Raw genomic sequence first — 12,911 nt, forward strand, 5'->3', positions numbered from 1 at the left:
CTCATCAGCTGCGCGGCTTGAACGTCGGTCGTGATTATCACGGAAGCTCCGCAAGCTGGACTGGGCCATCTTCGAAAACCAGCGTCATCGCGAGGAGCGAAGCGACGTGGCGATCCAGGGGGCGATGGCCCCCCCGCGCCGCCTGGATTGCCGCGCTTCGCTCGCAATGACGACCGACGCGGAGAGGTATCGCACTGGCTGAGGAGGTTTCGTGATAATCAGGACGTCGGTCGCAGCTGTCGCATGCGGCCGGGTGGCCGGAGTGATGGCCTGTGGTAGCATCGCGCGGTCTTGGCTAGGGAGGGAAAGGCTGTGAGGATTCTGGTCACCGGCACGGCCGGTTTCATAGGGAATGCGCTGGCGCTGCGCTTGCTGGAACGCGGCGACGAGGTGGTGGGTGTCGACAATCTGAACGACTACTACGACGTGAACCTGAAGAAGGCGCGGCTGGCGCGCGTTGCGGGGCATCCCGGGTTCACCGATCTGCGCATCGACCTCGCCGACCGCGACGCGATCGCCAAGGCCTTCGCCGAGCACCGGCCGCAGCGGGTCGTGAACCTGGCCGCGCAGGCCGGTGTTCGCTACTCGCTGGAGAATCCGCATGCCTATGTGGACACCAACCTGGTCGGCTTCGTGAACCTGCTCGAGGGCTGCCGGCACAACGGCGTCGAGCACCTCGTGTTCGCGAGTTCCAGCTCGGTGTACGGGGCGAATACGAAACAGCCGTTCTCGGTGCACCACAACGTCGACCATCCGCTGAGCCTCTACGCCGCGAGCAAGAAGGCGAACGAGCTGATGGCGCATACCTACGCCAATCTTTACGGCCTGCCGGTGACGGGCCTGCGCTTCTTCACGGTATACGGGCCCTGGGGCCGGCCGGACATGGCGCTGTTCCTGTTCACCAAGGCGATCCTCGAGGGGCGGCCGATCGACGTGTTCAACTACGGGCATCATCGGCGCGATTTCACCTACATCGACGACATCGTCGAGGGCGTGATCCGAACGCTGGACCACGTGGCCGAGCCGAACCCGGGCTGGGACAGCGATCGCCCCGATCCGGGGACCAGCCGGGCGCCGTACCGGCTGTACAACATCGGCAACCAGCAGCCGGTGGAGCTGATGCATTACATCGAGGTATTGGAGGACTGTCTGGGCCGCAAGGCCGAGAAGAACCTGCTGCCGCTGCAGGCCGGCGACGTCCCCGATACCTACGCCGATGTCGAGGACCTGGTGCGCGACGTCGACTACCGGCCACAGACCCCGGTCGAGGAGGGGGTGGCGCGGTTTGTCAGCTGGTACCTCGAGTTTTATTCGGTCTGACCCGGCACTGCCGCCGGTGGCGTCCGGCGCACCACCCGCCGTCGAACGCCGATCGGCAACGCCTCGGAGGTTGTGCCGGTTGGCGCGATGCCTCCCAGGCACAGGCCTCCCCGGAGGGGCAGCGCTCATTGCGAGCAAACCGACCGGAGGTGGTTTGCCGGGTGCGGGCGCGGCGTACCTGTACCCATTGGGCTCGAGCCGGTTAGTGGGCACAATTCGTTCGGTTCGTTCGGCGGTGCCCCTGCTTGCGCTGGCCAGCAGCAGGCACGCCGATTGGTATGATGATGTTCGGGAGTGAAAGACTCCAGGGAGGCCGCGAATGTGTCGTCGACCACCGATCGACACATTCGCGCGATGGAAGGAGGACGCCGTGAAGCATTGGTACGCCGTGCACTGCAAGCCCAACCAGGACGAGCGCGCCGAGGATCAGTTGCGCAACCAGGGGTTCGAGGTCTTCCGCCCGCGGATCCGCTGCCGGCGGCGCGCGCGGCAGCGCTATCGGGTGGTGATCGAGTCGATGTTCCCGCGCTACCTGTTCGTGGAACTCGACGACGCCAGCCAGGACTGGTCGCCGATCCGGTCTACCCGCGGGGTGACGGGCCTGGTACGGATGGGCGGGCAGATTCCGCACGTGCCGGATCCGGTGATCGATGCGCTGCGCCGGCGCGTCGATGCCGACGATTGCATCGAGATCACCCCGGAAGACGGTTTCCAGCCCAACCAGCCAGTACTGATCACCGAGGGCCCGCTGGCCGGGTTCCAGGCGCTGTTCAAAGCGCGCAATAGCCAGGAGCGGGTGGTGGTGCTGCTGAACCTGATGCAGGTGACGCTCCCGGTGCATGCGATCACGCGGGCCTGAGGGTGGCACCGCGTCCCGGGTAACCCGTAGGGCGGAACAGCGCAGCGTCATCCGCCACACGGCGTACGCGCCGCCCCGGGTGCCTGCGGCCACCCTGGCGCCGGATGGCGGATGACGGCCTTCGGCCTTTTCCGCCCTACTTGTTTTTTATCATCGGGGGTGGCCGCCCCCGCCATGACAGTTCGGCAGGGGGAACGCGTACGTCGCTTCATGTCGTCTGGGGGCGCGCGATCGCAGTCAATGTGAAAGAATCCGCGGCACGAGAGAGCGCGATGCCACTTCGGGCTGTCATGCGGATGGTGTAAGAGGAAGAGCTTTGTGCGGGCCAGCGTAGCAGGCTCGGCCGCTGTGTCTGTCTATAGGGTTTGGGCTGGCGATTCCACCGCCAGTTCCGTTGATCTCAATTGGGAACAGTGCAATGAATCTGACCGTTATCGGAACCGGCTACGTCGGCCTCGTCACTGGTACCTGCTTTGCGGAGATGGGCCACCACGTGACCTGCGTGGACGTGGACCAGCGCAAGATCGATAACCTGAACAAGGGGATTCTGCCGATCTACGAGCCGGGGCTCGACGCGATGGTCGAGCACAACGCGCGCGACGGGCGCCTTGCGTTCACCTCGTCGTTGCCGGAGGCGATGCGCAGTTCGGACGTCTATTTCATCGCGGTGGGTACGCCCCCTGGCGAGGACGGCTCGGCCGACCTCCAGTACGTGCTCGCCGTCGCGCGGGAGATCGGGGCCCATCTCGACCGCTATGCGCTGGTGGTCGACAAGTCGACCGTGCCGGTGGGCACCGCCGAGCAGGTGCGTGCCGCCATCGATTCCGAACTCGAGCACCGCAATGTGCGCGTAGACTTCGATGTGGTGTCGAACCCCGAATTCCTGAAGGAAGGCGCGGCGATCAACGACTTCATGAAGCCCGACCGGATCGTGGTCGGTGCCGAGAGCGAGCGCGCGATCGATCTGATGCGCGCACTGTACGCCGATTTCACCCGCAGCCACGACCGGCTGCTGGTGATGGGGGTGCGCGACGCGGAAATGACCAAGTACGTCGCCAACGCGATGCTGGCCACCAAGATCTCCTTCATGAACGAAGTCGCGAACCTCTGCGACCGAATGGGCGTCGATGTCGAGAACGTCCGCACCGGCATCGGCTCCGATAGCCGCATCGGGTACTCGTTCATCTATCCCGGCTGCGGCTATGGGGGATCGTGCTTCCCCAAGGATGTGAAGGCGCTGATCCGGATGGCCGGGAATCACGATTTCGTGCCCGCGGTGCTCGAGGCGGTGGAGGCGCGCAACGAGCAGCAGAAGGGGTACTTGTTCGAGAAGATCCGCGCGCATTACGGGCCGGACCTATCGGGCCGCAGGTTCGCGCTGTGGGGGCTCGCCTTCAAGCCTGGCACCGATGACATGCGCGAGGCAGCGTCCAAGGTGTTGCTGCGTCAGCTGATCGACGCCGGCGCGAGCGTACGCGCCTATGACCCGATCGCGATGGACGTGGCCCGCGATGAACTGCCGGCGGAGTGGTTCGGCGACGGGCGCCTGACGCTGGTGGACAACCAGTACGATGCGCTGCGGGATGCCGATGCGCTCGCGCTGGTCACCGAATGGAAACCCTTCCGCCATCCGGATTTCGACGCGATGCGCCGCCTGATGCGCCCGGACCCCGCGATCTTCGACGGCCGTAACCAGTACCAGCCGGAGAACATGCAGAGCGACGGCTTCGTGTACTACGGGGTGGGCCGATAACGCGAAACCACAGCACGGTTCTCGGGGCGAGCGAGACGCGCTGGCGCAGCGTCACCCGCTTTTGCTGCGTTCCGGGCGCGACCGCTCCAGGCCCGGCGCGGGAACGGCAGATGTGGAACCTCGGCCTTTTTCACCCCAGGCTTCCGCCCGCCTTCGACACCCGTCTGACCCATGCCTTCGCAGTGGGGTGACCGGCCCGGGTCTGCTACCATCCATCGTTTTCCCAGGCGGTTTCCGGGCCGCCGTTTCCGCAAGTACGAAATCCCGACAGGCCGGCTGGATGACTGATCTCTCCTGTTTCATGCCCTACGATATCCGCGGCCGCGTTCCCGATGACCTCGACACCGCGCTGGCCCGCGACATCGGCCGGGCTTTCGTCGCCGAGTTCGGGGCGCGCCGGGTCGTGGTCGGCCACGACGTGCGTCTGGAAAGCCCGGCGCTGGCGGCGGCGTTGTCGGAGGGGTTGACCGAAAGCGGCGCGGACGTCGTCGATATCGGCCTTTGCGGGACCGAGGAGGTGTATTTCGGCACGGTGCACCAGGCCGCGGACGGCGGCATCATGGTGACCGCGAGCCACAACCCGAAGGGCTACAACGGCATGAAGCTGGTGCGGGCCGGTGCGGTGCCGGTCAGCGGCGACAGCGGGCTGCTGGCGATCCGGGATCGCATCGCCGCGCGGGACTTTCCGCCCCCGGGGCCGTCCGGGCGCGTGACGGTGGACGACGACAAGACGCCGTACCTGCAGCATCTGCTGGGCTACATCGACCCGGCGTTGCTGCGGCCGCTGAAGATCGTCGCCGATCCCGGCAACGGCGGTGCCGGCCCGGTGGTGCAGCGGCTCGCAGAGCGGCTGTCGCCGCTGGAGTTCGTGCTGATCCACGAGATCCCCGACGGCAACTTCCCCAACGGGGTACCGAACCCGCTGCTGCCCGAGCGGCGCGCGGCCACCGCCGAGGCGGTGCGTCTCCACGGCGCCGACTTCGGTATCGCCTGGGACGGTGATTTCGACCGCTGTTTCCTGTTCGACGCCGACGGGCGCTTCATCGAGGGGTATTACCTGGTGGGCCTGCTCGCGGAGGTGATGCTGAAAAAATACCCGGGCGAGAAGATCCTGCACGATCCGCGGTTGACCTGGAACACCATCGAGCAGGTGCAGGCCGCCGGCGGCCAGCCGGTGCTGACCAAGACCGGTCATGCGTTCATGAAGGAGCGCCTGCGCCGCGAGGACGCGGTATACGGTGGGGAGATGAGCGCGCATCACTATTTCCGCGACTTCGCGTATTGCGACAGCGGCATGATTCCCTGGCTGCTGATTGCCGAACTGATCAGCCGCAGCGGCCGCAGCCTGGCCGAGCTGGTCGACGCGCGGATGGCGGCGTTTCCCTGCAGCGGTGAGATCAATTTCCGCGTGCCTGCGGTGGCGCCGGTACTGGAGCGCGTGCTCGCGCACTTCGCTCCGCAACGCCCGGCGATCGACCGCACCGATGGGATCAGTGTGGAATTCCCCGACTGGCGCTTCAACCTGCGCGCGTCCAACACGGAGCCGCTGTTGCGCCTGAACGTCGAGTCGCGCGGCGATCCGGACGCGGTCGAGCGGCGGGTGCAGGAACTGGCACACCTGATCGAGAGTGCCTGATGCCGGCAAGGGACCCCAAGCCCTAGGCTAGATCACGGGTTCCTGGCCGTCGAGAACAAGGAAGGACGTCATGATTCATGCAGTCATTCTGGCCGGCGGCAGCGGTACCCGCTTGTGGCCGCTGTCACGCCGCCAGTTGCCGAAGCAGTTCCTGCGCCTCGAGGGCGATCGCTCGCTGCTCGAGGCCACGCTCGACCGCCTGCAGCCGCTGGTCGAACCGGCGAACGCGCTGGTCGTGACCGGTTGCGAGCACGCGCGCGGCGAGGCGTATCAGGCGCTGCGGCCGTTCCGGACGCTGCTCGAACCCGTCGGACGCAACACCGCGCCCGCGATTGCACTGGCGGCCGCCTGGCTCAGCCGGAAGGGAGACGACCCAGTGATGGTGGTTCTGCCTGCGGATCACGTGATTCGCGACCTCCCGGCGTTTCACGCGGCGCTGCGCCAGGCGATCGCGGCCGCCGAGCAGGGTGCGCTGATCACGTTCGGAATCCGGCCGACGCATCCCGAGACGGGCTACGGCTACATCCGTGCGGTCACCGACGGGCGCACGGATGCTCCGGTCGAGCGTTTCACCGAGAAACCGGACGTGGCGACCGCCGAGGCCTTCCTGGCCGACGGCCATTACTGGTGGAATTCCGGAATGTTCGTCTGGCGCGCGTCGACGATTCTCGACGAGATCCAGCGCCACCTGCCCGATCTGTACGAGGTGCTGGAACGGATCCGCGCCGAATGGCGCCGGGAGCCCGAGCGCGACGATCCGCAGCCGGCGATCGAAGCCCTGTTCCACGAAATGCCGTCGATCTCGATCGACTACGGCGTGCTCGAGCGTTCCGAGAACGTGCGGCTGGTGCCCTGTGATATCGGGTGGTCGGATGTCGGCAGCTGGGATGCGGTGCACGACCTGGCGGAACACGACACGCGCGGCAACGCGGCGCAGGGCAATGTGCTCGCGATCGATTGTGACAACACGCTGATTCATGCAGGCAAGCGTCTGGTCGCTGCCGCCGGTGTTCGCGACCTCTGCGTGGTGGAGACCGCTGATGCCGTGCTGGTGGTGCCGCGTGGGGAAACGCAGCGGGTGCGCGACCTGGTCGACGAGCTGAACCGGCGCGATGCCGCCGAGTCGCGGCTGCATTTGACGGTGCAGCGGCCCTGGGGCAGCTACACGGTGCTGGAGGAGTCCCCGGCGTACAAGATGAAGCGGATCACGGTGGCGCCGGGTGCCAGTCTGAGCCTGCAGCGCCATCAGCACCGCTCGGAGCACTGGATCGTGGTCTCCGGGACCGCGACCGTGACCCGCGGCGACGAACTGTTCACGGTGACGCGCAACGAGAGCACCTATATCCCGATCGGCGAGCGGCACCGGCTGGAGAACCGCGGCAAGATCCCGCTGCAGATCATCGAGGTTCAGGTGGGCGAGTACCTGGAGGAAGACGACATCGAGCGTTTCGACGACGTCTACCAGCGTCACCAGTCCAACTGAAAACCCCCGCCCCGCTTGCGGCGGGACGGGGGGCAGAGTATACGCCCGTGTCCTCTCACGAGAGGTGATCGCCGCGTGCCACCGCTGACGGTGGCGCGGGAGGACCGCCGCGCGATTCACGTCCTGGCCGGGCGCGGCAGCGGCAGCCGGCTGCCGGCTACGGGTGCTGGATCAGTTGAGCACGCTCTTCAGGATGGTTTCGTTCTCCTCGGTCGCGTCGGCCATCACCTTGGCGATGGTGCCACCGAAGGCCTGGGCCATCAGATGCGTGTTCATGCGCGATACCACCACGCGTCCGTCACTGGTCTCGTAGACCGAGATGCGGCAGGGCATCAGCGACGTCACGACCTTGGCCCGGTCCTCGGCCAGGATCTTGGCCGCGTGGTGAGGCTGGCACAGTTCAAGCACCGCAACGCGGCCTACTTCGTACCCATAGGGCGTCACCGCGTCGTGGAGCATGTGCACGGTGGGCACCTTCCAGCCGTGTTCGGTTGCGGTGGCCTCGACGCGTTCGATCGTTTCTTCGAACGCGTAGCGGCTCTCGTCCTCGACGATCATCAGCTTCGGCGCAGCCGAGAACGCGGTGAGCATCATGGCGCCGACGCCCACCACGAAGCCGCCGATTCCGGTCACAATCAGTTTCTTGGACATGGTTCAATTTCTCCTGGTTTCAGGGTCGCTGCCGACCCTGGGGTGATTGGATTTGCAGTCAATGGCTTGCGCGATCCCGCATGCCGCCCGGCTGGTTCCGGCGCCACGCCCGGCCTTCGTCTTGCTGCGGCGGCGGTACGGCCGACCGGCAGACTCGTTCGGGGCGGGGGCCTGGGTTGCCCGGCGCGCATCCGGCGGTGAACCGGAGGCGGGAGCGCTCGCCTCTGCAAACATATTAGAGAATGCTAATGCATGGTGTCATGCTCACACACTTGCCGTCGGGGCTTCAAGCGCATTTTTTCGCTCGTTTGCGTGAAAGTCAGGGCCTGTCTCGTGTCCCGGGCGACCCGTAGGGCGGAAAAGCGCAGCGTCAGCCGTCGCTCGGCGTTCGGATCGCCCCGCGCGGCCTGCGGCAACGCCGGCGTGGGAATGGCGGATGACGGCCCTTGGCCTCTTCCGCCCTACGCCTACGCCTCTTTCATCCTCAGGGGTGGCTGCCCGCGCCATGACAGTTAGCGTGAAAGAACCCGCGGCGCGCGTCCGGGGTGACCTGTAGGGCGGAAAAGCGCAGCGTCATCCGCCGCTCGGCGTTCGCGCCTCCCCGGCGCTTGCGGCAACCCCGGCGCCAGCTGGCGGATGACGGCCTTCGGCCTTTTCCGCCCTACGGCTACGCCTCTTTCATCATCGGGGGTGGCCACATAGGCCATGGAAGTTTGCGCCGGATTCGTTGGTGGTGCCGTGAAGCAACCCCGGGCGCTGGATGGCGCGCGATGACGTTCGGCCCGTTCGGCCCTGCGGGTCGTTCGTGTGCGGGGCTGGTGGGCACCCACGAGCTCCGGCCGCGGCGCATCTGCTCCGCGTCGGGTCGGCACGGCTGTCGCAGAGATGGATTGACAAGGTTCCCCGGGAAACGTGTTAATGGGGGCCGATACCCTGTGTGGCGTCGCCGGGGGTCTGAGGTCGGGGCGCACTCGGGCCGCAGGGCACGGGGCAGGGGCAACCTTCATCGAACAGGGGAGAACGGGATGGACATCAATAGCATGGCCCTCAACCGGGGCTGGGGGCTCTTTGGGCGGGGCTGGAAGATTTTCACCGGCGGGGTCGTTCCGTGGATTCTGGCGCTGATCGTGTTCTTCGTGCTCAGCATCGTGCTGAACCTGATTCCGCTGATTGGCGGTCTCGTGCTGGCGGTGATCACGCCTGCGCTGATCGCGGGGTTCCTGAAACTGGCCGATGAGATCGAGGCGGGCCGGGAAGCGCGAGTGGGTCACTTGTTCGCGCCGCTGCAGGATGCGGACCGGCGTAACCCGCTGCTGTTGCTGGGCCTGCTGGCGCTGGTGGCGTCGGTCGTGCTGGCCGTGGTCGCGGCCGCGTTCGTCGGCGGAGCGGTCATGCTGGACGACACATCGGGCTTCGGCGCCGGCATGATGCCCCTGGCAGGGGTCGGCTTCTTCGGACTGATCGTGTTGTTCCTGCTCTACCTGGCGGTTTTTGCCGCGCTGGCGTTTTCGATCCCGCTGGTGTACTTCCGCGGCGTGCCGATCGGCGAGGCAGTGCTCGCCAGCATCCAGGGGACCATTACCAATCTCGCCCCGCTGATCATCTTCTCGGTGATCTATTTCGTTCTGGCGATGATCGCGATGATCCCGTTGGGCCTTGGTTTTCTGATTCTCGGGCCGGTCGTGCTCGGCGCAGTGTACGGCGCCTACCGCGAGATCTTCCCGGAGCCGGAAACCGAAGTGATCGAGAGCGAAGTGTCCTGAGACACGCGGCATCGGCCGGGATGGGGGCGTTTCGCAACGCATCCCGGCGACCGCCCGGGTCCGATCCTGCGACGGCCGGTGGCGGAGGCCGTGCTGCCCGTGCCGATGCGATTGCCGCGGATCCGGCGGTTGCGATGCGGGCGACGACGATCCCGGCTGCCGGATGCGGCTCGCAGGTCAGCCGTTCTGGGCCTTGGGCGGGGGCGCGGCCTCGTCGCTGTTCGTGGAGGACGCGGGGCGGCCGGTTGTGTTCTCCCCTTCCCCTTCCCTTTCGCCGGGGTCGGCCGGGGCGGGCCCGGTCTTCTTGGCGCGCGTCAGTTCGTCTTGCTCGGCTTCCATGCGGTCCAATTCGGCGTCCATTTCGGCTTCGGTGAGCGGGCGGTAGGCGTCGTCCGCCGAGGCCGGCGCCTGGTCCCGCGCAGCGGAATCGGGGGGCGCGGAGGCGGATGCGCCGCGGGGCGCGGCTCCGGCCGCGGCAGCGCTGGAGCCTGCGGCCGGGGCGGTGTCCCGCGCGGGCGGGGTCTGGCTGCCCGAGCCACCGCCGGAGCTGCCCCCGGGGGTGCCGGATCGCGTGGCACCGCCGCCCGGCCCGTCGTCGTCCGGTCCGTCATCGTCCGTTCCTTCGGTGGCCAGGCGATCGGCCTTTCGGCGTTCCATGATTCGGGACAGGATCAGGCCGATCTCGAACAGCAGCCACATCGGCAGGGCCAGCAGGGTCTGCGAGATGATGTCTGGCGGCGTGAGGACCATGCCGACCACGAAGGTGCCGACGATTACGTAGGGCCGCTTGCGGGCCAGCTTGTCGGGCGTGGTCGCGCCCATCGACACCAGCAGGATGGTCGCGATCGGCACCTCGAAGGCGATGCCGAACGCGAGGAAGAGCATGATCACGAAGTCGAGGTAGCGCGAGATATCGGTCATCACCGCGACGCCTTCGGGAGCCGTCGCGGTGAAGAACGCGAAGATCAGCGGGAACACCACGAAATAGGCGAATGCCATCCCGAGGTAGAACAGCAGCGTCGACGACGCGACCAGCGGTGCGGCCAGCCGCTTCTCGTGCTTGTACAGCCCGGGCGCGATGAAGGCCCAGAGCTGGTATAGCGTGTAGGGGATGGTGAGCACCACCGCCAGCAGCAGAACCAGCTTGAACGGGATCAGGAACGGTGCCGCGACCTCGATCGCGATCATGCTGGTGCCTTCGGGCAGGTGCACCATCAGCGGCGTCGCGAGCCAGGTGTAGATCTGATTCGCGAACGGGAACAGCAGCAGGAACACGACCAGGATCGCCAGGAACATGCGCAGGATCCGGTCGCGCAGCTCGATCAGGTGGCTGAGCAGGGTCTCGGTCGCCTCTGCCGAAGGCTCGCCCGCGGACTTGTCCTTGCTCATGCCTTGTTCGCTTTCTTGTCGTCAGGGGCGCCGGGAGCGCCGGTTTCAGCGGGCTGGGGTTTCGGGGCGTCGGTCAGCAGGTCGCTGTCGAGACGGTTCTGCACCGGCACGCGCCGGATGCGCGGAGGCGGCTTGGCCTCGCCGCCGCTCTCGGCGGCCTTCGGCTTTTCGGCGCCGGGGCGTGCCTCCGGGTCCAGTTTCTTCCGGTCGTCCCCGGTGTCGTCGAGGTTTTCGCGCAGCGTCTGTTCGGTTTCCTTCAGATCCTCGCGCAGGCTCGTTTCGGTCTCCTGCATCATGCTCTTGAGTTCCTGGATCTCCTGCTCCTGGCCCTTGAGCATCTTGCGCAGTTCGTCGGTCTGGAGTTCCTGCTCGATATCCGAGCGCACGCTGTTCACGAAGCGGCGGGTCTTGCCGACGAAGCGGCCGATCTCGCGCGCAAGCCCGGGCAGGCGCTCCGGCCCGACGACGAGCAGCGCGACCAGCGTGATGATCAGGATTTCCCAGAAGCCGATGTCGAACATAATCTATCCCCTGGGCCGGAACGGCGGCCCGCGCGGGTTCAGGACGGGCGGTCGCCGTTGCGGCTGCCGGACTCCGACGCCTTGGTGGCCTCGGCGTCGATCACGCGTCCCTTCTGCTGTTCTTCCACCTTGGGTACCTCTGCACCCTCGCGGCGCTCGGCGGCGTCCTTGTCCTTGTCGGTGTCCGAATCGTCGTCGCCGCTTTCCTTGACCGACTTGCGGAAGTTCTTGATGGCGGAGCCGATGTCACCGCCCATGTTGCGCAGCTTCTTGGTGCCGAACAGAAGCACCACGATGAGCAGGATGATGAGAAGCTGCCAGATGCTGATACCGCCGATCCCCATGGGATGCCTCCGAAACGATGGATACGATAGCCTGAAGGCCCGTGGCCCGGTAATCAAGGCGGGCCGGTCAGCCCGACCGCCGGCCGTTGGTGGTTCGGGCGGCCTTTTCGGCGATGCCGGACAGGCCGAACCGGCGATCGAGCTCGGCCAGCACCGCATCGGGGTGCAGGCCACGGGCAGACAATACCACGAGCGCATGAAACCAGAGATCAGCCATCTCGGAAACCAGGGCATCCGGGTCCGGGTTCTTCGCGGCGATCACGGTCTCGGTGGCTTCTTCGCCGAGCTTCTTGAGCATCACGTCGAGCCCTCGGTGGTGCAGCGAGGCCACGTACGACTGCTCCGGGTCGGCCTCGCGGCGGGATTCGATCACCTCCGCCAGCCGCGACAGCACGTCGGCACTCATGCCCGCGCCTCCGGCACCGGGCGCACCGGGACGCCCGCAGCGGCCATCGCTGCCTTGGCCTCGCCCACGGTGTGCTGCCCGAAGTGAAAGATGCTCGCGGCGAGTACCGCATCGGCGTGGCCTTCCACCACGCCCGCGACCAGATGCGCGAGTTCACCGACGCCGCCGGAAGCGATCACCGGGATGTTGACCGCGTCGCTGACCGAGCGCGTGAGGTCGAGGTCGAACCCGGCGCGGGTGCCGTCCCGGTCCATGCTGGTCAGCAGGATCTCCCCGGCGCCGAGCGTCGCCATTTTCTGCGCCCAGGCGACTGCGTCGATCCCGGTGCCGCGGCGCCCGCCATGCGTGAAAACCTCCCAGTGCGGGTACTCGGCGTCGTCGTCGACGCGCTTGGCGTCGATCGCGACCACGATGCACTGGCTGCCGACGCGGTCCGCGGCCTCGGCGACGAGCTCTGGACGGTGCACCGCGGCAGTGTTGATCGAGACCTTGTCGGCGCCGGCATTGAGCAGTCGGCGGATATCGGCGACCTCGCGGATGCCGCCGCCGACGGTGAGCGGAATGAACACCTGTTCGGCCACCTGTTCGACCACGTGGACGATGGTCTCGCGCTCATCGCTGCTTGCGGTGATGTCGAGAAACGTGATTTCGTCGGCGCCCTGCGCGTCGTAGCGGCGCGCGACCTCGACCGGGTCGCCGGCGTCGCGAATCCCGACGAAGTTCACGCCCTTGACCACGCGTCCGGCGTCGACGTCGAGGCAGGGGATGATGCGCCGCGCGAGCATG

General features: G+C 66.8%; 12 protein-coding genes and 2 pseudogenes. 8 read left to right on the forward strand and 6 right to left on the reverse strand.

Features of this window, described 5'->3' with window-relative positions; translation table 11 throughout:
* The first annotated feature begins 312 nt into the window (after positions 1 to 312).
* The 6 genes and pseudogenes from THITH_RS00385 to THITH_RS00405 all read left to right on the forward strand — a co-directional run bounded on the left by THITH_RS00385 (position 313) and on the right by THITH_RS00405 (position 7,051).
* Positions 313 to 1,320: an NAD-dependent epimerase gene (locus tag THITH_RS00385; protein WP_006746510.1), complete on the forward strand. Its 1,008-nt coding sequence runs from the start codon at positions 313 to 315 to the stop codon at positions 1,318 to 1,320.
* Positions 1,321 to 1,690: 370 nt separating this feature from the next.
* Positions 1,691 to 2,179, forward strand: coding sequence for a transcription termination/antitermination protein NusG (gene nusG, locus THITH_RS00390; protein ID WP_006746509.1), 489 nt, complete (start codon positions 1,691 to 1,693; stop codon positions 2,177 to 2,179).
* Positions 2,160 to 2,361, forward strand: a pseudogene (locus THITH_RS18835) (hypothetical protein); the annotation flags it as partial. The gene nusG and the pseudogene THITH_RS18835, both read left to right, overlap by 20 nt.
* A 236-nt stretch (positions 2,362 to 2,597) precedes the next feature.
* A complete protein-coding gene (locus tag THITH_RS00395; RefSeq protein WP_006746508.1) occupies positions 2,598 to 3,932 on the forward strand; it encodes a UDP-glucose dehydrogenase family protein in 1,335 nt (444 codons plus the stop codon).
* 280 nt (positions 3,933 to 4,212) lie between these two features.
* Positions 4,213 to 5,568, forward strand: a complete 1,356-nt coding sequence (locus THITH_RS00400) for a phosphohexomutase domain-containing protein (protein ID WP_006746507.1) — start codon at positions 4,213 to 4,215, stop codon at positions 5,566 to 5,568.
* 70 nt (positions 5,569 to 5,638) lie between these two features.
* Entirely contained in the window at positions 5,639 to 7,051 is a 1,413-nt protein-coding gene (locus tag THITH_RS00405) for a mannose-1-phosphate guanylyltransferase/mannose-6-phosphate isomerase (protein ID WP_006746506.1), read from the forward strand.
* 171 nt (positions 7,052 to 7,222) lie between these two features.
* On the opposite strand, the gene THITH_RS00410 is transcribed toward THITH_RS00405, so the two are convergent.
* Entirely contained in the window at positions 7,223 to 7,702 is a 480-nt protein-coding gene (locus THITH_RS00410; protein WP_006746505.1) for a DUF302 domain-containing protein, read from the reverse strand.
* Between the two features lie 505 nt (positions 7,703 to 8,207).
* Between THITH_RS00410 and THITH_RS19615 the strand changes: the two are divergent.
* Both THITH_RS19615 and THITH_RS00415 read left to right on the forward strand, forming a co-directional pair.
* A pseudogene (locus tag THITH_RS19615) lies at positions 8,208 to 8,415 on the forward strand (hypothetical protein); the annotation flags it as partial.
* 312 nt (positions 8,416 to 8,727) lie between these two features.
* On the forward strand, positions 8,728 to 9,465 hold the full coding sequence (locus THITH_RS00415) for a BPSS1780 family membrane protein (RefSeq protein WP_006746504.1): 738 nt from the start codon (positions 8,728 to 8,730) through the stop codon (positions 9,463 to 9,465).
* Positions 9,466 to 9,642: 177 nt separating this feature from the next.
* Here THITH_RS00415 and tatC read toward each other — a convergent pair whose 3' ends face one another.
* From tatC to hisF, 5 genes are all read right to left on the reverse strand, one after another.
* Positions 9,643 to 10,854: a twin-arginine translocase subunit TatC gene (gene tatC / locus THITH_RS00420; RefSeq protein ID WP_006746503.1), complete on the reverse strand. Its 1,212-nt coding sequence runs from the start codon at positions 10,852 to 10,854 to the stop codon at positions 9,643 to 9,645.
* Positions 10,851 to 11,375 carry a Sec-independent protein translocase protein TatB gene (gene tatB, locus THITH_RS00425; RefSeq protein ID WP_006746502.1) on the reverse strand — a complete coding sequence of 175 codons (525 nt, stop codon included), beginning with the start codon at positions 11,373 to 11,375 and terminating at the stop codon, positions 10,851 to 10,853. The genes tatC and tatB overlap by 4 nt, the downstream gene beginning before the upstream one ends.
* 38 nt (positions 11,376 to 11,413) lie before the next feature.
* Complete coding sequence (gene tatA, locus THITH_RS00430) at positions 11,414 to 11,719, reverse strand: twin-arginine translocase TatA/TatE family subunit (protein WP_006746501.1); 306 nt, start codon at positions 11,717 to 11,719, stop codon at positions 11,414 to 11,416.
* Between the two features lie 67 nt (positions 11,720 to 11,786).
* Entirely contained in the window at positions 11,787 to 12,125 is a 339-nt protein-coding gene (locus THITH_RS00435) for a phosphoribosyl-ATP diphosphatase (RefSeq protein WP_006746500.1), read from the reverse strand.
* A complete protein-coding gene (gene hisF / locus THITH_RS00440) occupies positions 12,122 to 12,910 on the reverse strand; it encodes an imidazole glycerol phosphate synthase subunit HisF (RefSeq protein WP_006746499.1) in 789 nt (262 codons plus the stop codon). The genes THITH_RS00435 and hisF overlap by 4 nt, the downstream gene beginning before the upstream one ends.
* Position 12,911: the final 1 nt, after the last annotated feature.

The sequence above is a fragment of the Thioalkalivibrio paradoxus ARh 1 genome (assembly GCF_000227685.2).
Classification (GTDB): Bacteria; Pseudomonadota; Gammaproteobacteria; order Ectothiorhodospirales; family Ectothiorhodospiraceae; genus Thioalkalivibrio; species Thioalkalivibrio paradoxus.